This is a genomic window from Sphingomonas sp. DMC8 (assembly GCF_056314185.1).
In genome coordinates, this window is record NZ_JBQUYV010000003.1 from 221262 (window position 1) to 244962 (window position 23701).

Annotated in this window: 15 protein-coding genes; 8 read left to right on the forward strand and 7 right to left on the reverse strand. The window is 63.6% G+C overall.

Annotated elements, in window-relative coordinates; all coding sequences use genetic code 11:
• Positions 1 to 42: 42 nt before the first annotated feature.
• Complete coding sequence (locus ACT53K_RS08680) at positions 43 to 1230, reverse strand: MFS transporter (protein ID WP_476228198.1); 1188 nt, start codon at positions 1228 to 1230, stop codon at positions 43 to 45.
• Between the two features lie 58 nt (positions 1231 to 1288).
• Positions 1289 to 2653 carry an aminotransferase gene (locus ACT53K_RS08685; protein ID WP_476228199.1) on the reverse strand — a complete coding sequence of 455 codons (1365 nt, stop codon included), beginning with the start codon at positions 2651 to 2653 and terminating at the stop codon, positions 1289 to 1291.
• A gap of 208 nt (positions 2654 to 2861) precedes the next feature.
• On the opposite strand from ACT53K_RS08685, the gene ACT53K_RS08690 reads away from it, so the two are divergent.
• Complete coding sequence (locus tag ACT53K_RS08690; RefSeq protein ID WP_476228200.1) at positions 2862 to 3809, forward strand: LysR family transcriptional regulator; 948 nt, start codon at positions 2862 to 2864, stop codon at positions 3807 to 3809.
• A 67-nt stretch (positions 3810 to 3876) separates the two neighbouring features.
• Here ACT53K_RS08690 and ACT53K_RS08695 read toward each other — a convergent pair whose 3' ends face one another.
• The 4 genes from ACT53K_RS08695 to ACT53K_RS08710 all read right to left on the reverse strand — a co-directional run bounded on the left by ACT53K_RS08695 (position 3877) and on the right by ACT53K_RS08710 (position 8657).
• Positions 3877 to 5091, reverse strand: coding sequence for an acyl-CoA dehydrogenase family protein (locus ACT53K_RS08695; RefSeq protein ID WP_476228201.1), 1215 nt, complete (start codon positions 5089 to 5091; stop codon positions 3877 to 3879).
• A 195-nt stretch (positions 5092 to 5286) separates the two neighbouring features.
• Complete coding sequence (locus ACT53K_RS08700; protein WP_476228202.1) at positions 5287 to 6555, reverse strand: cytochrome P450; 1269 nt, start codon at positions 6553 to 6555, stop codon at positions 5287 to 5289.
• Complete coding sequence (locus ACT53K_RS08705) at positions 6552 to 7331, reverse strand: glutamine amidotransferase-related protein (RefSeq protein WP_476228203.1); 780 nt, start codon at positions 7329 to 7331, stop codon at positions 6552 to 6554. The genes ACT53K_RS08700 and ACT53K_RS08705 overlap by 4 nt, the downstream gene beginning before the upstream one ends.
• Positions 7332 to 7337: 6 nt before the next feature.
• The gene (locus ACT53K_RS08710) at positions 7338 to 8657 is read right to left on the reverse strand and encodes a glutamine synthetase family protein (protein ID WP_476228204.1); all 1320 of its coding nucleotides are present in this window, start codon (positions 8655 to 8657) and stop codon (positions 7338 to 7340) included.
• Positions 8658 to 8774: 117 nt separating this feature from the next.
• On the opposite strand from ACT53K_RS08710, the gene ACT53K_RS08715 reads away from it, so the two are divergent.
• Both ACT53K_RS08715 and ACT53K_RS08720 read left to right on the forward strand, forming a co-directional pair.
• On the forward strand, positions 8775 to 9842 hold the full coding sequence (locus tag ACT53K_RS08715; RefSeq protein WP_476228205.1) for an AraC family transcriptional regulator: 1068 nt from the start codon (positions 8775 to 8777) through the stop codon (positions 9840 to 9842).
• 654 nt (positions 9843 to 10496) lie between these two features.
• Positions 10497 to 13556, forward strand: coding sequence for a TonB-dependent receptor domain-containing protein (locus ACT53K_RS08720; protein ID WP_476228206.1), 3060 nt, complete (start codon positions 10497 to 10499; stop codon positions 13554 to 13556).
• A 158-nt stretch (positions 13557 to 13714) separates the two neighbouring features.
• Here the strand turns inward: ACT53K_RS08720 and ACT53K_RS08725 are convergent, their stop codons facing one another.
• Entirely contained in the window at positions 13715 to 14356 is a 642-nt protein-coding gene (locus ACT53K_RS08725; RefSeq protein ID WP_476228207.1) for a GAF domain-containing protein, read from the reverse strand.
• Between the two features lie 221 nt (positions 14357 to 14577).
• Between ACT53K_RS08725 and ACT53K_RS08730 the strand changes: the two genes are divergently transcribed.
• The 5 genes from ACT53K_RS08730 to ACT53K_RS08750 all read left to right on the forward strand — a co-directional run bounded on the left by ACT53K_RS08730 (position 14578) and on the right by ACT53K_RS08750 (position 23689).
• The gene (locus tag ACT53K_RS08730) at positions 14578 to 15672 is read left to right on the forward strand and encodes a LacI family DNA-binding transcriptional regulator (protein ID WP_476228208.1); all 1095 of its coding nucleotides are present in this window, start codon (positions 14578 to 14580) and stop codon (positions 15670 to 15672) included.
• Between the two features lie 131 nt (positions 15673 to 15803).
• Positions 15804 to 18674, forward strand: a complete 2871-nt coding sequence (locus ACT53K_RS08735) for a TonB-dependent receptor (protein WP_476228209.1) — start codon at positions 15804 to 15806, stop codon at positions 18672 to 18674.
• 126 nt (positions 18675 to 18800) lie between these two features.
• The gene (locus ACT53K_RS08740; protein WP_476228210.1) at positions 18801 to 20729 is read left to right on the forward strand and encodes a glycoside hydrolase family 3 protein; all 1929 of its coding nucleotides are present in this window, start codon (positions 18801 to 18803) and stop codon (positions 20727 to 20729) included.
• Between the two features lie 23 nt (positions 20730 to 20752).
• Complete coding sequence (locus ACT53K_RS08745; RefSeq protein ID WP_476228211.1) at positions 20753 to 22249, forward strand: tryptophan halogenase family protein; 1497 nt, start codon at positions 20753 to 20755, stop codon at positions 22247 to 22249.
• Between the two features lie 21 nt (positions 22250 to 22270).
• Positions 22271 to 23689 (forward strand): glycoside hydrolase family 30 protein, encoded by a 1419-nt coding sequence (locus ACT53K_RS08750; RefSeq protein WP_476228212.1) that lies wholly within the window; start codon positions 22271 to 22273, stop codon positions 23687 to 23689.
• The last annotated feature ends 12 nt before the right edge of the window (positions 23690 to 23701 follow it).

The following is a 23701-nucleotide window of genomic DNA, read 5'->3' on the forward strand; positions in this document are numbered from 1 at the left end:
CTCAACGAAGGTCCGGAAAACTCGCAGCCTGCCGAGACCGCGTCAGTGCCCCGCCCGCTGCCCTTCGGCGAAGATCGTCCACACGCCGATCAGAACACTGAGCACGAGCAGCGCCGCGCTCATGCCGAGCATCAGGTTGAACGACCCGGTGAAGAGCGTGGCGGCCCCGGCGGCGGGGCCAAGGCCGGTTCCGAAGGTCTGGATCGATCCCATCGCACACACCACACGTCCGCGGCTGCATGCCTCGGCGCACATGCCCGACATCAGCGGCTGCGCGAAGTTCCAGCTGAACATCAGCAGCGCCGCAGCCAGCACGAAGGCGCCAGGCGAGACATGCCCCATGAACAGCACGAAGCTGATCACGCCGGTCACTCCCGAAATAGCCAACGGCCAGGATCGCCCCCAGCGGCGCGGCAGCACCCCCGCCAGTCCGGCGCCCACGACGCCGGCCATGGTGCCGAGCGAAAGCCCCTTGGCGACCACGGTGCCGGCGAGCGCGCTGGCCTGCCCGATGCGCTCCGAATAGCTCCACGCAGCGCTGATAGCGAAGAATAGCAGGAACACGCTCGAAAGCGCGCCGATCGTTAGCTTCCAGTCAAGCTTGCCGCCACCGGCGAAAATATCAGGTTCGTCGCGGCTTCCGTCCGGAAAGTATCGCAGCGACGGCAGGACAAGCGCCGTCAACACCGCGAAGGCGATAAAGGCCAGCTCGGGCGATATGGCCGCCTGGATTGCTGGCAGGGCATAGAGGAACGCGGCGCTGAGCAGCGCACCGACCACCAGATAGATGGCGAAGGCACGATCCGCATTGGCCGCCCGGCCCAGTGCCGCGAAGCTGAAGCCGATCGCGATGCCCTCGCCCGCCCCGGCGAGGACGCGCGCAGCCGCCAGCGCCGGAAAGCTAGCGACCGCAGCGGTAAGGAGATTGCCCGCGACGATCAGGCCGAGCGCCACGCCGACCGCGAGCCGCCAGCGCACCCGTGCCAGGGCAAAGGTGCTCAGGCCGATGGCGACGCCCATCGCATTGATGTCCCACGCCGCCAGATAGCCAAGCTGGTCGTCGTTGAACCCGGTCTTCTGGGCGATGAGGGCGAGAAATCCGGGCGTGATGAAGATCACCACCGCCCCCACCAATCCCACCAGCGTGGCGCTGACCAGCCCCCCTCGGGAGAGGCGGGACGCGCCTTTTTCGGCTTCGGCCATGCCGGCGATCGCGGTATTCAGTTCCACGCCCTCTCCCCTTCGGACCTCTCTGGTTCATTTCACAGGCGCTGCGTCCCCCGCCCCGTCACGCCTTGAGCACATCGTCCACTGCCAGTGCGAACTTGTCGACGATTTCGTCGACTTCCGCGCGATTGATGACGAGCGGGGGCGCGAACACCAGCGTGTCGCCCAGCGCGCGCGTGATAAGCCCGCGCTCGGCCGACGCCTTCAGCACCTGTCGTCCGGTGCGGTTGGCCATCGGGAATGCTTCCTTGGTCTCGCGGTCCTTCACCAACTCGATGCCGAGCATCAGCCCCTTGCCGCGGATGTCGCCGACATGCGGATGCTGGCCCAGACGATCGCGCAGCCCCTGCATCATGTACGGGCCGACATCGGCGACATTGTCCACTACCTTAAGCTCGTCGATGAGCTTCAGCGCAGCCAGCGCAGCCGCCGCACCCACCGGGTGGGCGGAATAGGTATAGCCATGGCCGAACACGCCGACCTGATCGGCCCCGCCTTCCAGCACATCCCACACCTTGGGCGAGATGAACACGACCGACATCGGGAAATAGCCCGAGGTGACGCCCTTGGCCGACGTGATCAGATCCGGTTCATAGCCATAGGTCTGGCTGCCCCAATAGGTGCCGAGGCGGCCGAAGCCGGACACAACCTCGTCGGCGACGAGCAGGATATCGTGCTTCTTGAGGATCGGGCCGATCTCATCGAAATAGCCCTCGGGCGGCGGTATCAGCCCGCCGGCGCCCATCACGGCCTCGGCGAAGAAGGCAGCGATGGTTTCGGGGCCTTCCGCCTCGATCAGCTCCTCGAGCTCCTTCGCGAGCATGCGCGAGAAGTCGCGCTCTGACATGCCGGCGGGGGCATTGCGATAATAGTTCGGCGCGCTGACATGGTGGATCGGCCCCTGCGGCAGATCGAACAGCGTGTGCATGCCGACCAGACCGGTAAGGCTCGCCGTCGCGACGCCCGAACCGTGATAGGCGTTGCGGCGCGCGATGATCTTCTTCTTCTGCGGCTGGCCGCGAAGATTGTTGTACGCCCAGATCAGCTTGAGCTGGGTTTCGTTGGCATCGCTGCCCGAAGCGCCGAAGAACACGCGCGACATCGGCACTGGCGCACGCGCCAGCAGTGCCTCGGCACATTCGGCGACGACGTCGGTGCTCATGCCGTTGAAGGTGTGGAAGAAGGAGAGCCTTTCGCTCTGCCGCGCGATCGCCTGGGTAATCTCGGTGCGACCATAGCCAAGGTTCACGCACCACAGCCCGGCCATGCCATCCAGATACTCTTTGCCGTCTATGTCACGCACGCGCACGCCGGATCCCGACGCCATAACGGTCGGCCCCTCGGCCTTCAGGTCGTTGATCGAGGTGAAGGGATGGAACTGGCTGCGCTGGTCCTGCCGGGCACGCTCGGAAATCTGAGTGGACAAGATGGAACCTCCTGTTTCGCCGCGCTCCCGCGGCTCAGCATCCAATTCGGCGGTTGTGAAGCAAACTCGACTTAGACGCAACAGTGCAGTTTAAATGGGGCGCATTTTTGCTCTAGGGCAACAATTGTGTCGGTCACGGCTCGTACAAGCCCACCAAGTGGGATCAGTTTGAATTGACATCCCTATGCACATACGGGACGGAGCAAGCATGGAAGACAGACCGGACCTGGGCAACGTCATGGCGATGATGTCGTTTGCCGCCGTAGTAAGCACCGGGGGCTTTTCGAGCGCGGCGAAGATGCTGGGATACTCCAAGGCCGCCGTGAGTCGGCAGATCGCCAAGCTGGAACAGAGCATCGGCGTTCGCCTGCTAGATCGCACCACCCGATCCGTAGCGCTCACGCCGGCGGGACGAGAAATGTATGCCCGCTGCGCCCGCATTGTCGACGAGGTGAACGAGGCGAACCAGGTCATCACCGGCATGATCGCCAAGCCACGCGGCGACCTTCGCGTGAACGCGCCCGTCGTTTCGTCGCTCTTCGACCTGACCTCTATCATGCCGAAATTCCTGCACTGCTATCCCGATGTGCGGCTGTTCCTTAACCTGTCGGACAGCAAGGTGGACATGCTCAAGGGCCGGTTCGACGTGGCCTTCTGGATGGGCGATCCTTTCGACGCGAATCTCGAAACGGTGCAGCTCCGCTCCTACCCAATGGTGCTGGTTGCAGCGCCTGCCTATCTCGAGCGTGCCGGCGTTCCCTCGACTCCCTACGACCTCAAGGAACATACTTGCATCGTTGAGACGCATCTGTCGAAGGTCGGCGAATGGCGGCTGTCCGAGGATGTAACAATCGCTGTCAATCGCGGGCCGCTAACCACCAACTCGGTGCGCATGGCGCGCGAGGCGACGCTGGAGGGGCTGGGCGTCAGCTATCTGCCGCGCTTCCTCGTCGAGGAAGACATTGCGGCGAAGCGCCTCGTGGCGCTGCTTTCCGATGTGGTGACCGAGAGCATTCCGCTGCACATCATGTTCCAGCGCGGGAGCTACGGCCTCTCGAAGGTACGTGCCTTTGTTGATTTCGTACGCGAGGAAATGCGCGACGAGCAGGAATCCGGCCGCGGCGTAGCGGTACTGGGCCTCGCCACTGCGATCTGAGTCCGGAACGCGCTCAGCCACGCCGCGCGATGCGCGACTTGGCTGAGCTCCACACGCATCAAGCTACTCAGAGGTCGAGGCAGCCATTCTCGAACCCGAAGGCGACTGCCCCCAGGTTGCGCGCATAGGGCGCCGGATTGTTCGCGACATGCGCCCGCGCGCAATGCAGATCGAGGAAGGCGCGTTGGATGGCATTGCCGAGATAGATCGCCTTCCCCCCCGCAAAGGTCATCAGCGTGTCGATCGCCTTGACACAGCGGGAAACCATCGCCGTGGTGTGATGCCCTAGCTGGGCACGCCGCTCGATCGGCCAGTCGCCGGTGGCGGCCCGGCGGTCCAGTTCGGCAAGATCTGCCGACAGACGAAGCTCGAGGTCGTTCAGCGTCAGCATCACGTCCGCCACCGCCTCCTGGATCGCGCTGTCTTCCGCGACTCGCAGCCCAGTGTAGGTGGTCCGCTTCTCCCGCGTCGTCGTCACGAAGGCGTCAAGCGCACGTCGGAGCGCGCCGAGCGACGTGGTGGAAACGGTGCGGTTGAACAGCTGGGCAAACGGAATGCGGTAGAGCAGCCCGTCGTTCAGGGCGTGGCCTGGGCAGTCCAGCTCGAACATGTCGCGTTCGCGGAGCACCCGATAGGCAGGCACGAACACGTCGTCGACGACGATGTCGTTGCTACCGGTCGGACACAGGCCCATGGTGTGCCAGGTATCGACGATCGCATAGTCGGTCCGCGGCAGGAGGAAGTTGTACGGCTCCGGCTGGCCATCCCCATCGTCGGCGACCATGTTCGCACCGAGGATGACCCAATGGCAATGCGCCGAGCCACTGGAAAAGGCCCAGCGCCCGCTCAACCGATAGCCGCCATCGACTTTGGTGACCTTGCCAGCCGGCATGTAGGACGAGCTGATCAGGACGGAAGGATCCTCGCCCCAAACCTCTTCCGCTGCCCGCGGATCGAACAAGGCGAGCTGCCAGTTGTGGACGGCGACGACACCATAGACCCAGGCACTACCCATGCAACCCTCGGCCAGCGTCTTCGCCACCTCGCAATAGACCGCCGGCGACATTTCATAGCCGCCATAGCGCGCGGGCTGCAGGATCTTGAAGAATCCGGCTTCCTGGAAGGCAGCGATCGTCTCGGCCGAGACCTGCCGGTTACGAATGGCGTCAGCCTCGCGCTCACGCAGCACCGGCACGAGCGATCGAGCGCGAGCTACGATCTCTTCTGGGGAAGGCAGCCCTGCGGCCGGGAAGGACGAGATGGCTTCAACCGCTACCTGCATGGTGACCGTCCTCTCACGTTCGGCGCCACCCTTCCCGCATCGCGACAAGGACGCTTTTTGTGAACAATGTTTGATCAGGATATTTTTCTGTTTCGAATTGTCAACAGCCCTTTGGGACAGTCGGCGCGGGAGCTGGTCGCAGAGTCGCATTGAAAACATGTCCGCGAACCGCGCGACCACCCGACAAGCCTGTGGTCAGGCCGGGTGCAGCGACAAGGATACCGATTTGATGCCGTGCACGTGATTGCTGCGCAAGCGATCCGGCGCCTGGTGCAGTTCGATCGACCCGACCCGCTGCGCCATTTCTTCGAGCAGCACGCGCAGTTGCAACTGCGCCGCGAAATTGCCGAGGCAGAAATGCGCGCCGCCACCGCCAAAGGCCAGATGCGGGTTCTTCTGGCGGTCGATGCAAAAAACGGACGGATCGTCGAACCACTGCTCGGCACGATTGGCCGACGCAAAATACATCGCAACCTTGTCACCCGCTGCGATCTGCGCGCCGCCCAGTTCCATTGGCTGTGTCGCCACCCGGCGGACGAAATGGACCGGCGTGGCCCAGCGCAGCGCCTCACCCACGGCCAGGCGCGGATTGAGCCCATCGCGGCGGAAGCGTTCCCACTCAGCGGGATTCTCGGCCAGCGCGACCAGCAGGTGCGACATGGTGTGCCGCGTCGTTTCGTTCCCCGCGACGACCAGCATCAGGAAATAGTTGAGATATTCGTCGTCGTTGAGCGGTCGATCGCCGACGCGCCCCTGGACCAGCAGCGTGACGATATCGTCCTGCGGTTCGCGCCGCCGCATCTCGGCAAGCTCACGCCCAAGCGCAAAGGCATCGAGCGAGGCGGGATGCCCGAACGGCAGAAGCCGGCGCTGCTCGTCTGGAAAATCAGCATAGGCCGGATCGTCAAAATCCGGATCATCCGAGCCGATCAGCAGATCGCTCCAGCGGATCATATCGTCGCGGCGGCTGTCCGCGACACCGAGGATGCTGCACAGCGTCGCAATCGGAATCTGCTTGGTGAGACGGCTGACGGCTTCGAACGGGCCTGAACCGACCAGTTCGTCCAGCAGCGCAACAGTGCGGCGTCGGATGTCGTCTTCCAGCCTTGCAATGGCGCGGGGACCGAAGCCCTTGGCCGTGATCTCGCGCATGATGCCATGCTGCGGCGGGTCCATTTCCAGCAGCGTCCGCCGCGCATCGCTTTGCGTCGCGTCGAAATCGTCAAGGCTGATCACGCCCTCGCGCGAGGTGAAGCGCGTGGTGTCGCGAGAAACGGCCGTGACCTCTTCATAGCCGGCCACGGCCCAGAAGCCGCGATGGCCGTCGTGCCGTTCGTTCCAGGCAACCGGGGATTCGCGACGCAGCCTTGCGAACTCGGCATGCGGTACGCTCCGGTGCCAGTTACCGGCATCGGACAGGTCGATGCGCGTGGTGGGACGCGCCGTGATGGTGCCGAGGGTCATGCCTGTTCTCCATGTGCCGGACGGTCTTCCCGGGGGCGAGCCTCCGTGCTGTAGGGCGCCGGACGCGATCGCAGAAAGTCTACGATCCACCGTGCCGCCAGATGCGCATCACAGGGTTCGGCGAAACTGGCCTGCGCCTTCTCCCACAGCGCGTCCCCCATGTCGCCGCGATGAAAATCGTAGATCTTGGTGACCTGGGCCGACGTCATCTCCGGGTGCGGCTGGAAGGTGAGGACGTTCGCGCCGATCATGGTCACCGCGAACGGGCATTCGGCGCTCGCAGCGAGTACCCGCGATTCCGGCGCGAGCACGGTGACCTGATCCTGGTGCAGCGCGATCAGCCGGAACTTGTCCGCGCCCGCGGCTGCCGCGTCGCCCGCAAGCCAGCCAGGCTTCTCGGTGATCGCATAGGTGGTAATGCCCACGCCCCATTGCGGCGTCTTCGCCACCGCTCCGCCAAATGCGGCGTGCAGATGTTGATGGCCGTAGCAGATGCCTACGAGCGGCCGGTGCCGACGCGCCTCGGTCACAAACCCGGTCAGCGCCCTCTGCCATGGCCTGTCTTCATAGACGCTGGCGGGGCTGCCGGTCAGCAGCCAAGCGTCACACAGGTCAGGTGCCGCGGGTAGTTCCTCGTCGATCGCCTTCCAGACCCGAAATCCGATGGCGGGGTCGGCGCTGTGCAGTAGCGGCGGAAACCAGTCGGCGAAGCCGCCATGGTCCCGGGTCCATTCCGGCTTGTTGCGCCCGCATTCCAGAATCCCGATCACGGTCATGGCAGCTCATCCCAACTCGAAGAAGCGACGACGTTCGTCGATCAACGTCTTGCCCTGCATCTGCCGGGCCTGTGACTCGCGCCCGGCGGAAAACGTCTCGACGAAGCGGGGCCCCAGCCAGCGCTGAGCAAAAGCGGACTCCCGCATCGCGGCGATGGCGGCTTCCATGGTTCGCAGCAGCGGGCGCCCGGTGGAGCCGCCATAGCCGTTGCCGACGACCGGTGCATCCGGCTCAAGTCCCTCCTCGATGCCCGCAAGGCCCGCCGCGATGGTCGCTGCGGCAGCGAGGTGGGGGTTGGCATCGGCACAGGGCAGCCGGTTCTCGACACGCAGCGAATTCGGGCTCTCGCCGACAACGCGCAGACAGGTCGTCCGGTTTTCGATACCCCAGGTAAAGGCAGGCGGTGCAAAGGTCCCCTCGGCAAAGCGGCGCCAGCTGTTCACCGTGGGCGCGAATACCAGCATCACTTCAGGCAGATACCGCTGCAGGCCGCCGAGGAAATGGCGGAAGGTCTGGGACATGTGGTGCGGCGCCCCCGCATCCCAGAAGGCAGGCGTACCGTCGCGGCGACGCAAGGAAACGTGCATGTGCGACGACTGACTGTCGACCTGTTCCGACCAGCGCGGCATGAAGCTGACCGTCTGGTCGCGACGCATTGCGAGAACGCGGACGAGGTTGCGGAACAATACCGCCTGGTCTGCGGCGGACAGCGCGGGGGCGGCGCGAATACAGGCCTCCATGAAACCCCCGCCGATTTCCTCGTGCATCTTGGCGAGCGAAATGCCGAGCGTATCGCACATATCGGCCACCGCGCTGTAGAAGTCCGATTGCGCCACCTGATAGATCAGCAGGTCATGGCTGGCATGGCGCGTCGCCGTGACCAGGTTCTCGAACCCCTTTTCCTCCAGCGTGCGCGCAGTCTCGTCGAACAAGGTGAATTCAAGCTCGATGCCTAGCGTCGCTGAGAAGCCGGCGGCATCGGCGCGTTCGAGGGTCCGGCGGAGCAGGCTGCGCGGACAGAATGCCTGGGCATCGCCGGTGAACTCCGCCAGGTACAGGCCACTATCCTGGGGAACCTCGAACGGCAGCGTCACGCGGCTAGCGCGATCCACGACAAGACGGGTGTCATGATAATCGGCGGCCGTGTCGGTCACGCCGGGCAGTTCGAGGAAAATGTCGGTAGGGTCGAGCGCGAGCTGGGCGGCTGACATGCCGACACCGTCGTCGAGGATCCCGTCAATCTCATGGCCGGATATTTTCTGGCCGCGCAACAGGCCATTCGTATCGACCACCGCCACCGTAACGAACCGATCGCCAGCACCCACTATTCTAGCCCTCCCCGGCCTCCCGCCACTGTTGCGGCAAGGATCTTATTGAACCGAATGTATCGGCATTGTTGAAACGGGATTGATATTTTCCGGCGATAAATTGATATTTTCGACATGCGCGCCGTGGACGCCCCTTCCCTGCCCGAGGCCCGGTTCCCGGCGCCAGGGGGCACGCTTCCGAGGGCGGTGATCCACGCCCGCGTGCTGGCCGCGATCCTCGATGCAGCCCCCGTCCCTGCGCCAGCGCGGACGCGCCTGCTCGATGCGGAAGGGCTCGTCGCGAGCGACTTACGCGGGCCCGATGCGTCGGTGCCGCTGTCCAGCTATCTGCGCATCTTTGATCAGCTGGCCGAACGGCTGCAGCGGCCCCTGCTCGGCCTCGAGCTGTCGCAGCGCATGGGGCCGGAGCTGGTTGGCGCCGTGGGCTATGTGTTCCTGCACTCGGCCACGCTCGATGCGGCGATCGAAGCCTTCGCCAGCGCCGTGTTGAGCATCCAGGGCGTGACTTCGCTGCGCTACATGCGCGATCCCCAGCCCATTGTGCGCTATGTAATCGGTGACGAGCGGCTGCACCCCAGGCGACAGGATGTCGAGTTCTCGCTCGGCTATGTCCATGCCCTTGTGCGGCGGTTTCTCGGACGCGCCTTTGCGCCTCGCGAAGTGCATTTAGAACATGCGCCGAACGGCCCCCGCGCGCGGTATGACGCCATCTTCGGCTGCCCGACCTATTTCGAACAACCGCACAACACGCTGATCCTGCGGGAGGAGGACATCTCCCAGGCCGGACATCGACACGACCCCCAACTCGTCGCGATCCTCCAGCATTATATGGAACTTGCACGCCCCGGCGGTCCGCCCCGCGAAACGATGGCGCAGGAAGTCGACGGGCTACTCCCCGGCATGATTGAGGCGGGTAACGCTTCACTACGGCTGGTCGCTGCCCGCCTTGGTATCAGCGAGGACCAATTGCGGCGGCGCCTACACCGTGAAGGCACGTCGTTCCGGCGCTTGCTGCGCGGCCGACGATGCGCCAGCGCGGCACGGTATTTGGCCGAAACGGACCGCACCATCCTCCAGATCGCTCAGCAGGCCGGCTATGCTGAAACAGCCTGCTTCACGCGCGCGTTCCTCGCCGAAACCGGTATGAGCCCGTCGGATTACCGCAAGTCCTATCGCTGCTAAAGCGGTCGTACCAGCCATGGGGAACCTCTTCCACCACAGCCTGTCGCTTCGCAGTCTCGTCGATTCTACGCGACTTGCCGCAGCCAGCCGATGGGTCGCTCCATAACCGGGGCGCGCCCCGCCGCACGTCTGCAATCGACAACGCAACGGCAATGTCGGGATTGATTCCCGCATCCGGTTCCCGGCTTCAGACGGAAATAGCCGATTAGCGGGAGATCGAACTCGATGCCGCCCGCTGGCAGCCGAATGGAAAAGAAGCACCCGCCGTTGATACCGCAACGGTTGCCGCCCCCCGTTTTATCTTCGCGCAGCATCATTGAACAGACATCTCTACGACATGACAGGTAAAAATAAATTCCGCACCGGCATCTTTATTTAAATTTTACCGGACTCTTCGAAATATATTTATCACTCATCCAAAAAATAGATTCAAATAAAAATTGGAAAATTAAATACAAATCCTCTCGAAAAAAAATGAATTTTTGCAAATTGTTTCTACAATTTATCAATCACTGTCTCAAAAATGCAACGGTTTAGAGCAAGAATTAATCAGAATCTTATTTTTGATTGGACACCAAACCAGCCGAATTTGATCCTAGCGCCATCAAATAGAAGAAAGGCGTTCGGATGTTACTCAACTGTCGCAAACTCCTGGTGGCCAGCTCCGCTCTCGCGATGGCGTTCGTGGCCATTGCACCTGCCAGCGCACAGGACCGCCCCACCAATAGCGCGGGGCAGGACGATACGTCCGCAGCAACCGCTAACGCCGCCGCGTCAGCCGTTCCGGGCGCGACGGACGAAGTCATCGTTACCGGAACGCGCACGGGAAAGAAGGTGGCAGACCAGCCCGTCGTCGCAATCACCGGCGATAGCATTTCCAAGCAGGGATTCACGCAGATCAGCCAGGCACTGACCAACATGCCGCAGTTCGGCGTACCCGCGAACAGCACGATCGGCAGCCAGGGCAGCTTTGGCGCGGGCCAGTCGTTCAGCAACCTGTACAATCTCGGTTCCCAGCGTACGCTGACGCTTGTTAACGGGACGCGTTTCGTCTCAGGCGCTACCTCCAGCGTGTTCGGTGCCTCGGTCGGGACACCGGTCGATCTTGGTCAGATCGCCCCGGCACTTGTCGATCGTATCGATGTCGTGTCGGTCGGCGGCGCGCCGATCTATGGCTCCGATGCGATTGCCGGCACAGTGAACATTGTCCTGAAGAAGAATTTCGACGGGATCGACGTCACCGGCAGCAATGGCATCTCAGCAAAGGGAGACGGCGCAGACAGCAACGTGTCGGTGCTGGTCGGCAAGAACTTCGGCGACGGGCGCGGCAACATCACGCTCAACGCCTATTATGACCACCAGGATGGCATGACCACGGCGTCGCGTTTCGTAACGAGCGCCGACGCGCCGTTCCTCGGCAAGACGACCAGTCAGACGGGGCCTGCGTACATCGCCTATTTCGGGGGCGATCGCTTTTCTGTGGTTACCAACACCGGCCTTCCGACCGCCATCGACAATACCCCGTTCAATGGTCTGTCGGCTGGCGGTCCGGCGGATCCGTTTACCGGCCAATATCCCTATCAGGCGATCACCAATGCCGCGGGCCAGGCACTTGTCTTCAACAAGGCGGGGCAACTGGTACCCTTCCAGCATGGCACGCCGGTAGGCAGCTTCAGCGAAGAGGCGGGTGGCGACGGGTTCCGAACCGCAGACTACGGCAATCTGCTGACCGACAGCAAGCGCATCCAAGGCGTGCTGATGGGGCATTACGACTTCAGCGATCATATCCGGTTCCACGCCGAAGCCTGGGCCAGCCGCAATATCGCGACCAACATTGCAACCCAGCCGCTCTACAACACAGCGCTGTTCGGGGGACCAGGCAGCGCGGGATCGGCCAGCGGCAATTACGCGATTTCCTCGACCAACCCGTTCCTGAGCGCGGCCGACCAGGCGACAATCCAGGCTTCGCTGGCGGCGGCGGGCCAGCCCACCAACCAGTTCTATCTGGCCCGTGCGAACACCGACCTGTACGATGGCGCCTTCACGACCCGTTCCTCGCTTGCGCGCGGCGTCGCCGGCCTCGACGGTGACTTCACGCTCGGCACGCATAAATTCACCTGGGAAGGGACGGTCACCTACGGCCAGGTCAACACAACCACGAGCCAGCCTGGACTCGTCTGGCAGAATATCCAGAACGCCGTGAACGCCGTGGTCGGCGCCAACGGGCAGATCATCTGCGCGCCCGGCTATACCAATGCCCCGATTGCCACGCGCAGCAGCACCTGCGCGCCGCTCAATCTCTTCGGCAACGGCAATGCCAGCCAAGCGGCGCTGAACTATATCACTGCGTCGGCGATCAGCCGCCAGGTCAACAAGCAGTTTGACGCGGTCTTCGACATCAAGGGTTCGGTGGTGCATCTGCCCGCCGGTGACCTGAACGCGGTGGTCGGCGGCGAAATCCGCCGAGAGAGCCAGGCCTTCGACCCGGGCACGTATTTCGCAGGTACGTACAGCCAATATGCGGCGATCGCGCCGGTCAGCGGCTCCTATTACACGCATGAGGGCTTCACCGAAGTCACCGTTCCGCTGCTGTCGCCCGACATGCATATTCCGCTGCTGCGCGAACTGACGCTGAACGGCGCTGCCCGCTATACGGACAATTCGCAGAATGGCGGTTTCTGGTCCTATACCGGAGGCGGCAACTGGTCGCCGATCAAGGGTCTGACCCTGCGCGGCAACTATACGCGGTCGTTCCGTGCGCCGTCGGTGACCGAAGCCTTTGCGCCGCTCGGAACGACGTTCGAATACGGCAACGATCCGTGCGATTCGAGCTTCGTGAGCGGTGGCTCCAACCCCGCAGTCCGCGCGAAGAACTGCGCCGCAGCAGGCGTTCCCGCCGGCTTCACCTCGACGATATCCAGTGCGACCGTCGCCGGACTGGGCGGCGGCAACCCCAAGCTGAGCAACGAAATCGCCAATAGCTGGACGGTCGGGGCCAATTACGCGGCGCCGTTCCTGCCCGGCTTCGTTCTGACCGCCGACTATATTCACATCGACATCAAGAACGAGATTGTCCAGCCGGGCATCCAGAGCATCATGCAGGCCTGCTACGATTCGGCGAGCTATCCGAATTCGCCTTTCTGCTCGTTGTTCACGCGTGATCCGAAGAGCCACCAGATCACCAACTTCACCGACTCGTTCCAGAACATCGCGTCGCAAAACTACCGTGCCGCACAGCTCTCGGCGCAATATGCCCTGCGATTGAGCAGCCTTGGACTTCCCGATAGCGCCGGCGTGCTGAATCTCAGCTCCAACTATTTGCACGAATTCAAGAATCAGTCGGTGGTCGGTAGCGGCAGCGTGCAATATGCGCACGATCAGGTCGGCGAACCCGCCGATGCGGTCACTTCGACGATCGACTGGCAGACCAAGCGCTTCGACTGGTCCTGGACGGTCATCTATGACGGCCCGACCAAGGTGAACCCCAACAACCCGGCCAGCAACTATCAATATTACAATGTCTCGCCCTACTGGATGGTCAATACCTCTGCCGGCCTGATGGTCAACGACCATTTCCGGTTGCGGGCGATCGTCAACAACCCGTTCAACATGGGCGTGACCTATGCCGGACCGGTCCCCGAGTTCAGCACGAACAAGGAATTCGATGCGGTATTCGGGCGCAGCTATCGCATCACCGCAGAGGTGACGTTCTAAAACCTTAGATGGCCGGCAGCCCGCAAAAGCTGCCGGCCATTATCGCTTGTGGCGCAGAATAGGCTTGGACATTAAGAAGGAGCGGGATGGGATATCGAGCGAGCCTTCGGCTGCTCAATGATACGCAGCGTTACGCCACCCTCTGCAGCAGATTCCGATTACCAATCGGGCGCCAGCCTCGCCTCAAGGCGGCGAAGTTCCTGGTCGAGCAGTTCCACCGTCGCTTCATCTTCACTGGCGATCGCGAAACGGATACGGTTGGAAAGCTCCGCAATGGCATATTGCGCATGCGCCAGTGCGTTTGATTCCCGATCGATGACGGCAGTGGCGCTTCCAGCGAGCGACGCTAGCAGTTCCAGGTCGGTTGCATCGACCGTCCGGGGCTTCTGGTCCAATAGGCATAAAGTACCCAGGGCAAAGCCGTCGCGCGTCACCAAGGGAGCCGCATAGTACGCACGCACGTTCATCTCGATCACCGCCGGCGCAAATTTGAATCGCGGCTCGCGCCAGGCATCTGCCACGCATAAAGGCGCAAAGCCAGGCACCTGAATAGCCGCGTCGCAAAAGCTGTCAGGCCGCGCGAACTCGCGTGGATCAAAGCCATAAGCGACCGCGAGCCATAACCTCGACCTGTCGACAATGGACACGGCTGCGAAAGGAAAATCGATAGCTGAAGCGGCTTTTTCGACGATCTCGGAGAGTTCGGCATCGCCTCTCATGCCGAAAACGCCGCTCGTCAGAACCCGTATCTGACGACGAACCTCGACCAATGTATGTTCGTCGTTTGCAAGCTGATTCATGCTACATGCCCTGAATTCGCAAAATCATAGTTTAGTCTTTCATTGCAACGCAACGTCAAAGCGGCGCCGCTTTGCGCCTGCCCGCACATTCCTGAATTTCAGGTATCTTTATCCGATCGGCGCGGCGTCTGGCGCAATCGGCCAGTCGCCATATGCAGCGGAAGACCAATAGGTCGGAGCTTGTCGTTCCGCCCCTGCTTGTGCCAACGCTTGCGCAGATCATGACGCAGCCTTCCTTCCCCAGTCCGCGCGACTATCGGTTTCCCGAACCTGTAACCGCCCGCGCGACCATCGACGATGTCGCGGCGCTCGCCGGCGTCGGCAGGGCAACGGCGTCCCGCGCGCTGAACGGGCAGGCGAATGTCAGTCCCGCCGTGCGCGCACGGGTTATGGAGGCGGCCCAGCGCCTCGATTACCGCGCGAACCCGCTGGCGCGGAACCTCGCCAGCCGGACGAGCAATGTGCTGACGCTGGTGAACTGCATCGCACTCGATTCTGCGCCCAATTCCTATTATTTCTCGGCCCTCGAACTCGGCGCGTTGCGCGCCGCGGCGGCCACCGGATTCGAACTTTCGACCGTCAATGTTCAGGCAGAGGACGACCGGCGCGGCGACAAGGTCGTCGAGTTGTTCCTGTCGCGGCGCAGCGCCGGCATCGTACTGGCGCCGCCCCTGTCTGACGATCTGCAACTGGCGGAACGGCTGATCGAACATCGCTGCCCCGTCGTGTGCATCTCCCCCAGCGACGCGGTGCGCGCCCTGCTTCCAAGCGTCGGCTTCGACGAAGAGGGTGCGGGTTTCGAAATAACCCGCCACGCGCTTCAGGCGGGACATCGCCGCTTCGGCTATCTTCTCGGCATTGCCGGCCATCTTGCCGCCGAAGCGCGGTTTGCGGGATTTCAGCGCGCGCTTGTCGAAGCGGGCATTTCGCCCAACAGCGTCACGCCGCTGCGCGGGGATTTCAGCTTCCGCTCGGGCGCCGAACTGGCGCAAGCGCTGCTGGAAGGCGCGAACCGCCCCACCGCGCTGGTTTGCGCCAATGATGACATGGCCGTAGGCGCGATGTTCGCCGCGCATCGTATGGGCCTGTCACTCCCCGGTGAATTGTCGGTCCTCGGGTTTGACGACGCTTCGGTTGCCGCGTGCGTATGGCCGCCGCTTACCACCATCCACCAGCCAATCCGCCGGATGGCCGCACGCGCGGTCGAGCGGCTTGCCGAAGCGCTTCGTCGCGGCAGCGGCCAGGTGGAGCCCGGCCATGACCTGATCGAACACCATCTGGTGCTCCGGGAATCGGTTGCCTCGCCGGCAGCCTGATCCGCGACAACACCCTTAGCTGCCATTGCCGATTGACAACCAACCCCTCCGCGACGTACCGACTGGAAGCGCTTCCAGTCGTGAGCGCCAAAAAAGGGCACCTTGTGCCGGGGACAGGAGAGGGGAACATCATGGCGGATCGTCGCCGGGCGCCAGTCGCGCGCCGCACCAAACAGAATCTGGGGCTTGGCATATCCGCGCTGGCGCTGGCCGCCGCGATACCGGGCGAGGCCTGGGCGCAGGCAGCACCGGGTGATGCCGCGCCCGCAACGCAGGACGAGCAAGGGCAGGAAGTAGTCGTCGTCGGTCTGCGCGCCGGCCTGCAGAACGCCATCAACATCAAGCGGCAGGAAACCTCGATCGTCGAGGCGGTCTCGGCAGAGGACATCGGCAAGCTGCCCGACGTGTCAATCGCCGAATCGATCGCCCGCCTGCCCGGCCTCGCCGCGCAGCGCGTCAACGGTCGCGCGCAGGTGATTTCGATTCGCGGCCTTGCACCCGACTTCACCACCACCCTGCTCAACGGACGGCCGCAGGCGAGCTCGGGCGACAACCGCGCGGTCGAGTTCGACCAATATCCGTCCGAACTGCTGTCCAGTGTCGTTATCTACAAGACGCCCGACGCTGCCGTCTCGGGCATGGGCCTTTCCGGCACAGCCGACTTGCGCACGGTGCGGCCGCTGGCGTTCGGCAAGCGCGCCGTGGCGCTCAACCTGCGCGGCGAACTGACCGAAGGCAGCAAGGCAAACGCCGATCTCCGCAACTGGGGCTTCCGCGGCAGCGCCAGCTATATCGACCAGTTCGCCAATGGCACGCTCGGCATTGCGCTGGGCTATGCCCATCTCGATTCACCGTCGAAGAACCAGCATTTCAAGGCCTATGGCTACGATACGTTCGGCAGCGTCAGCCCGACAACGGTACAGCCTGCCTCTGCCGCCAACGCCCTGATCCTCAACGGCCAGGAAGTCTTCGCCACCTCGCGCCTGAACCGGCGCGACGCCGGCATCGCGATCGTCGAATGGCAGCCGAGCGAGAATGTCCATTCCACGCTCGACCTCTATTATTCCAAGTTTCACCAGCAGGAGACGACCCGCGGCGCACAGTGGTTCTCGAACGGCTGGGCGGACAATGCGACCTTCACCGGCGTACAGACCGACACACGCGGCGGTTCCCTGTTCGCGGCGAGCGGCACCGTCAACAATGCCGTCCCGATCATCCGCAACGACCTGAACAAGCGCGACGACGAGATTTTCTCGGCCGGCTGGAACAATGCGTTCAAGCTGGACGATCGCACCAACTTCGTCGCCGATCTTTCCTATTCCAACAACAAGCGCAACGAGCAGATCCTGGAGACCTATGCCGGCTATGGGCTGGGCACGGGCGGCGTAACCTCGGCCACGCCGGATGTCGGACGCACTTATGACAAGATCAGCTTCAGCGTGCCGGATGATGGCTATCCCACCTATGGTGCCGGGTTGAACTATGCCGATGCGTCGAAGGTGTCGCTTGGCGACCGTGCGCCCTGGGGCGGCTGGGCCCATGACGGCGCGATCCGTTTCCCAAAGGTGAAGGAAAGCATTTATGCGATCGACCTGAAGCTGGACCATAGCTTCGACGGTTTCCTGACCAAGCTCAGCGCCGGCGTGAACTTCACGCACCGCGAAAAGAGCAAGCGCGTCGGCGATTACGACCTGTTCCTGAAGAATGGACGCCAGCAGGTGCTGGTCGACCCGCAATATCTGGTCTCACCCACGTCGCTGGGCTTTGCCGGCCTGGGCAACGTTCTGAGCGTCGATCTCGACCGCGCGCTCGACGTATATTATCAGCGCGCGCCGATCCTCGACGCCAATTATTTCGACAAGAACTGGGACATCACCGAAGAGCTGCTGACCGGCTTCATCCGCGCTGATTTCAAGATTGGGCCGGTGCGCGGCAATGCCGGCGTGCAGGTGGTGCAGCAACAGCAGGAATCGACCGGCGTCGTCATCAACGGACTGGAACCCGGCAAGCCGATCACGCCGGTGATGCGCCGGGCGGGCGCGATCTATACGGACGTGCTGCCCAGCCTGAACCTGATCTGGGAGCTGGGCGGCGGACACCGCCTGCGCTTCGCGGCTTCCAAGACCATGGCGCGGCCGCGCATGGACGAAATGCGGGCCAACGTTACGCCCAGCTTCAACGCGCTGGTCTGCTCCAGCGGACCGGGCTGCGCGCCGGGGCAGACGGTGAATCCGTGGTCGGCATCGGGCGGCAACCCCAATCTGAAGCCGTGGCGGGCCGACGCGCTGGATGTTGCCTATGAATGGTATGTCGACAAGACGACCTATTTCTCGATCGCCGGCTTCTACAAGAAGCTGCACACCTACATCTACCAGCGCACCGACCTGTTCAATTTCTCCGGCATCCCGCTGCCCAGCACCGCAACGTCGATCCCGCCTGGCGTGATTGTCAGCCCGATCGGGCAGATCACCCTGCCCGCCAACGGCAATGGCGGGACGATCAAGGGCGTGGAATTCAGCGGCGCGTTCGATTTCGGAACCGTGGTGCGGCCGCTACGCGGGCTGGGCCTGATCGGCAGCCTGTCGCTGACCGAGTCCGACCTCAATCCGGCGGATAATGGCCAGGAGGTTCGCATCCCGGGCCTGTCTGGCACCATCTACAACCTGACCGCCTATTACGAGAATGGCGGCTTCCAGGCACGGATCAGCCAGCGGTACCGCTCCGCGTTCAAGGGCGAGGTCGTGCAGTTGTTCGCGACGCGCGGCTATACCGAAATCCTGGCCGACAAGCAGGTGGACGCACAGATCGGCTATACCTTCGACAGGGGCACGCTGAACGGGCTGGGCGTGTTGTTCCAGGTGAACAACCTGACCAACTCGCCCTATCGCACGCGGCTGGGCATGGATTCCGGCGGTACGCACACGTCCAGCGGCGGCACCGTGCTGGAAACCTATGAAAAATACGGGCGGCAGTTCCTGCTCGGCTTCAACTACCGGTTCTGAGGCACCCTGAGTCCCCAACCCCTTGCCCGAACCGGCATTTGGGGGAGCGCTGGCAAATCCAGCCCGCCTCCCCCCTTTTTCTCCCCAAACAGACCGGCACCGCGCCGGCATGCAAGTGAGGCCAGGATGCGGTTGCGAACCCTGCTGACAGTTTTTCCCCTGATCGCAGGCTGTACGGCTGCGGCCCCCTTCCCGAAACACCCGGTGCCGGCGCTGAACGCACCCCGCACGGCCGACGCTGCGCTCGAAAAGCGTATTGCCGCCATTCTGGCGGGCATGACGCTGGAACAGAAGATCGGGCAGATGACCCAGCCCGACATCCGCTACATCACGCCGGACGAGGTGCGGCGCTATTATATAGGATCGGTCCTGAACGGCGGTGGCGCTTGGCCCGGTGATCGCAAGGATGCCGCGCTGACCGCCTGGACGGCGCTTTCGGATGCCTATTACCGGGCCTCGATGACCACCGACATGGCGGTGCAGATCCCGGTAATCTGGGGAACCGATGCCGTGCATGGGCACGGCAATGTAGCCGGTGCGACGCTGTTTCCCCACAATATCGGCCTGGGGGCGGCGCACGACGCCGCGCTGGTTGAGCGGATTGGCCGCGCAACCGCAAGGCAGGTCCGCGCCACCGGCATCACCTGGGTATTCGCACCGACGCTGGCGGTGGGCGAGAACCGCCGCTGGGGACGAAGCTATGAAAGCTATTCGAGCGATCCGGCGATCGTCGCGGCTTATGCCCGTGCAATGGTCAAGGGCCTGCAGGGCGGCCTGAAAGGCGATGGCGACGTGATCGCCACGGCCAAGCACTTCCTGGGCGATGGCGGCACCTTTCAGGGCGTCGACCAGGGCGAGAACCGCGCCACCCGCGAGCACATGATGCGCGTCCATGCCGCTGGCTATACCCCGGCCATCGCTGCGGGTGTGCAGACGGTGATGGCCTCGTACAACAGCTGGAACGACGTTGCCGCCGGCAAGGACTATGGCAAGATGCACGGCAGCCGTCCGTTGCTGACCGAAATGCTGAAGGATCGGCTGGGCTTTGACGGTTTCGTCGTATCTGACTGGAACGGTATCGAACAGGTACCCGGCTGTGCCAAGGATCATTGCCCGCAGGTGATCAACGCCGGCATCGACATGGTGATGGTGCCGCAGGACTGGAAAGCCTTTATCGCCAATACTGTAGCCGACGTGCGCGCCGGGCGGATCACGCAGGCACGGATCGACGATGCGGTTACGCGGATTCTGCGCGTCAAACTGCGTTCCGGCCTGTTCGATCATGCCCCCACCGCCAGCCGGTTCAGCGGCAATGCCGCCGCGCTCGACGCGCGCGACCTTGCGCGTGAGGCGGTGCGCAAGTCGGTCGTGCTAATGAAGAACAACGGCGTCTTACCGCTTGCGCGGGGCAAGCATGTGCTGGTGGTCGGCGCCAGCGCCGACAGCCTTGCAAACCAGAGCGGCGGCTGGTCGCTGACCTGGCAAGGGACCGAGAACAGCAATGCCGATTTCCGCGGCGGCACCACCTTGCTGGCGGCGCTGCGCCAGACGCTGGGCGACGCCAACGTAACCTATGTCGCCGATGGTCGGGGCATAGACGTCAAGCGTTTCGAGGCGGTCGTCGCGGTGCTGGGGGAGAGCCCTTATGCCGAATATAAGGGCGATGTCCGTTTTCCGGCTCCCGTCGGCCACAGCGCCCGCTATCCGGCCGACCTCGCCGCACTGCAGGCCGTCTCCGGCAAGGGTGTGCCGGTGATTTCGGTGCTCTATTCGGGCCGCCCCGCCTATGCCAACGACCTGATCAACCTGTCCGACGCCTTTGTCGCGGCCTTCCTGCCCGGCACTGAAGGCGAAGGCCTGGCCGACCTGCTCGTAGGCGGTCGCTATGACTTTTCCGGCACCTTGTCCTTTGCTTGGCCGGGGTCCGCCTGCTCGACCGGCGAGGGACCGGGGCAGATCGTCCAGTTCGCCCGCGGCTATGGCCTGCGCTATGCCCATCCAAAGCGAACTGCTCCCCTTCCCTTGCCAGACACGCCTGCGACCTGCGAACGATGAAGCCGGGAGAGGACGGCAAGATCATGCAGCAGCTAAAGCGTATCCTGATCGTCGGCGGCGGATCGGCCGGGTGGATGACAGCCGCCCTGCTCGGCACATTGTTCCAGGGCCTGTACGAGATCGTGCTGATTGAATCGGACGAGATCGGTACGGTCGGCGTCGGCGAAGCGACAATTCCCGCCATCAAGAAATACAATGAACTGATCGGGCTAGACGAGAACGACTTTCTTCGCAGGACACAGGGGACCTTCAAGCTGGGCATCCAGTTCACGGACTGGCTGCGGCTGGGGGAAAGCTATATCCACGGCTTCGGCGTGATCGGGCAGGATCTCGGCTGGCTGCGCTGCCACCAATATTGGCTGAAGGCCCGGGCGCAGGGCCGCGCCGCCGATTTCGCCCGCTATTCGATCAACACGGCGGCGGCCCTCTCCAACCGGTTCATGCGCGCCGATCCGCGCATGGCGGAATCGCCTATCGGGCATATCGCCCATGCCTTCCACTTCGACGCCAGCCTTTATGCCCGCTACCTGCGGGAGATCGCCGAACGCCACGGTGTCCGCCGCCATGAAGGCAAGGTGACCCGGGTTGCATTGCGCAGCGACAACGGCTTCATCGAATCCGTGACGCTGGAGGACGGCACGATCGTCGCGGCTGACCTGTTCCTCGACTGTTCGGGCTTTCGCGGGCTGCTGATCGAACAGGCATTACAGACCGGCTATGACGACTGGACGCACTGGCTGCCATGCGATCGCGCCATCGCCGTGCCGTGCGCGCGCACGGAACCGCTGCTGCCCTATACCCGCGCCACGGCGCGCACCGCCGGTTGGCAATGGCGCATCCCGCTGCAGCATCGGACCGGCAACGGGCATGTCTATGCCAGCGGCTGGATCGAGGATGCCGAAGCGGAACGGATGCTGCTCGCTAATCTCGACGCCGCTCCACTGGCCGAGCCGAACCGCATCCGCTTCACCACCGGCAAGCGACGCAAGGTCTGGAACCGCAACTGCGTGGCGATCGGGCTGGCGGCGGGATTTCTCGAACCGCTGGAATCGACCAGCTTGCATCTGATCCAGTCCTCGATCATCCGGCTGGTGAAGTTGCTCCCCGATGCCGGCTTCGATCCCGCCACCATCGCCGAATTCAACCGCCAGACCGACTTTGAATATGAGCGGGTCCGCGACTTCATCATCCTGCACTACAAGGCCACCGAGCGCGACGACACGCCATTCTGGCGCCATTGCCGGGCGATGCCGGTGCCGGCCACACTGCAGCACAAGATCGACTTGTTCGCAGCCAATGGCCGCGTCTTCCGCGAGGACGAGGAGCTGTTCACGGAGGAGAGCTGGATCCAGGTGTTCCTGGGCCAGGGCGTGATTCCGCGCGCGCACGACCCGCTGGTCGACATCCGCGGCGATGCGGAAATCGCCGGTTTTCTCGGCAACATCGAAACGGTGATCGAAAAATGCGTCGCCGTGATGCCCGACCATGCGGCTTTCGTGGCGAAGCACTGCGCTGCCTGAGCCCGAGCGAGGAATGAAGTGATGCGCATCCTGCTGGCGCTCAGCGCCCTTACACTGAGTGTGGCGACCCCTGCGGCGGCACGCCCGGCAGCGAACCGGGTGGAGCTGTGGCTCACGCGGGCGGACCAGTCGGCGCTGCTCGCCCGTCAGCCAAAGCTGCGGTTCGAGACCGCGACGGCGCGCGGCAGCCGCATCACGGTCGATCCCCGCCAGCGCTATCAGCGCATGGTTGGCTTCGGCGCCGCGATTACCGATGCCTCCGCCTGGCTGATCCAGCACCGGCTGAACGATGCCCAGCGCAGCGCGCTGCTGCACGAACTGTTCGGACCCGCGCCGGGCATCGGACTGGGGTTCACGCGCGTGACGATCGGCGCATCGGACTTTTCGCAGCACCACTATAGCTATGACGATGTGCCGGCAGGCGAGCGTGACCCCTCGCTGGCCCATTTCTCGATCGCAACCGCAGAAGCCGATGTGCTGCCGACCATCGCGGCCGCGCGGGCCATCAATCCGCGACTGGCGCTGATGCTGTCACCCTGGAGCGCGCCCGCCTGGATGAAGACCAGCGCTTCGCTGATCAAAGGCACGCTGCGCGAAGATGCCTATGCGCCCTTCGCCACCTATTTGCGGCGCACCGTGGAAGGCTTCGCTGCCCGTGTCGGCAGGGTTGATTATCTGAGTATCCAGAACGAGCCCGATTTCGAGCCCGGCGACTATCCGGGCATGCGACTAAGCGCGGCGCAACGCGCGCGGATCATCGGCGATCATGTCGGGCCGGAATTTGCCCGGGCGGGGCTCAAGACCAAAATCCTCGACTGGGATCATAATTGGGACAGGCCCGAACACCCGCTGGGCGTGCTCGCCGACCCCGCCGCCCTCCGGTTCGTCGCGGGGATCGCCTGGCATTGCTATGCCGGCAATGTCGCCGCCCAGAGCAAGGTGCACGACCGCTTTCCCGACAAGGACGTGTTCATGACCGAGTGCGCGGGCGGCGAATGGTCGAAAGCGTGGCCCGACAGCTGGGCCTGGACGGTACGGACACTGGTGATCGGCGCCACGCGCAACTGGGCGCGCGGTACAGTGCTGTGGAACCTGGCGCTCGACGAGAACCACGGCCCGCATCTGGGCGGCTGCAGCGATTGCCGCGGCGTTGTGACGATCGACAGCCGTAGCGGTGCGGTGACGCGCAACCCCGAATATTATGCGCTGGGCCACGCCTCCCGCTTCGTCGCGCCGGGCGCGTGGCGGATCGCCTCAACCAGCGAGAAGGACCAGATCGAGACCGTCGCCTGGTTGAACCCGGACGGCAGCCGCGTGCTGCTCGCCTTCAATGCCGCTGCTGCGGATCGAACGATGATCGTTGCCGCCGATGGCCGCCAGTTCCGCTATCGTCTGCCCGCCGGCGCCGCCGCAACGTTCCGCTGGCGACCGCACGCTTGAGACCGATGGCGC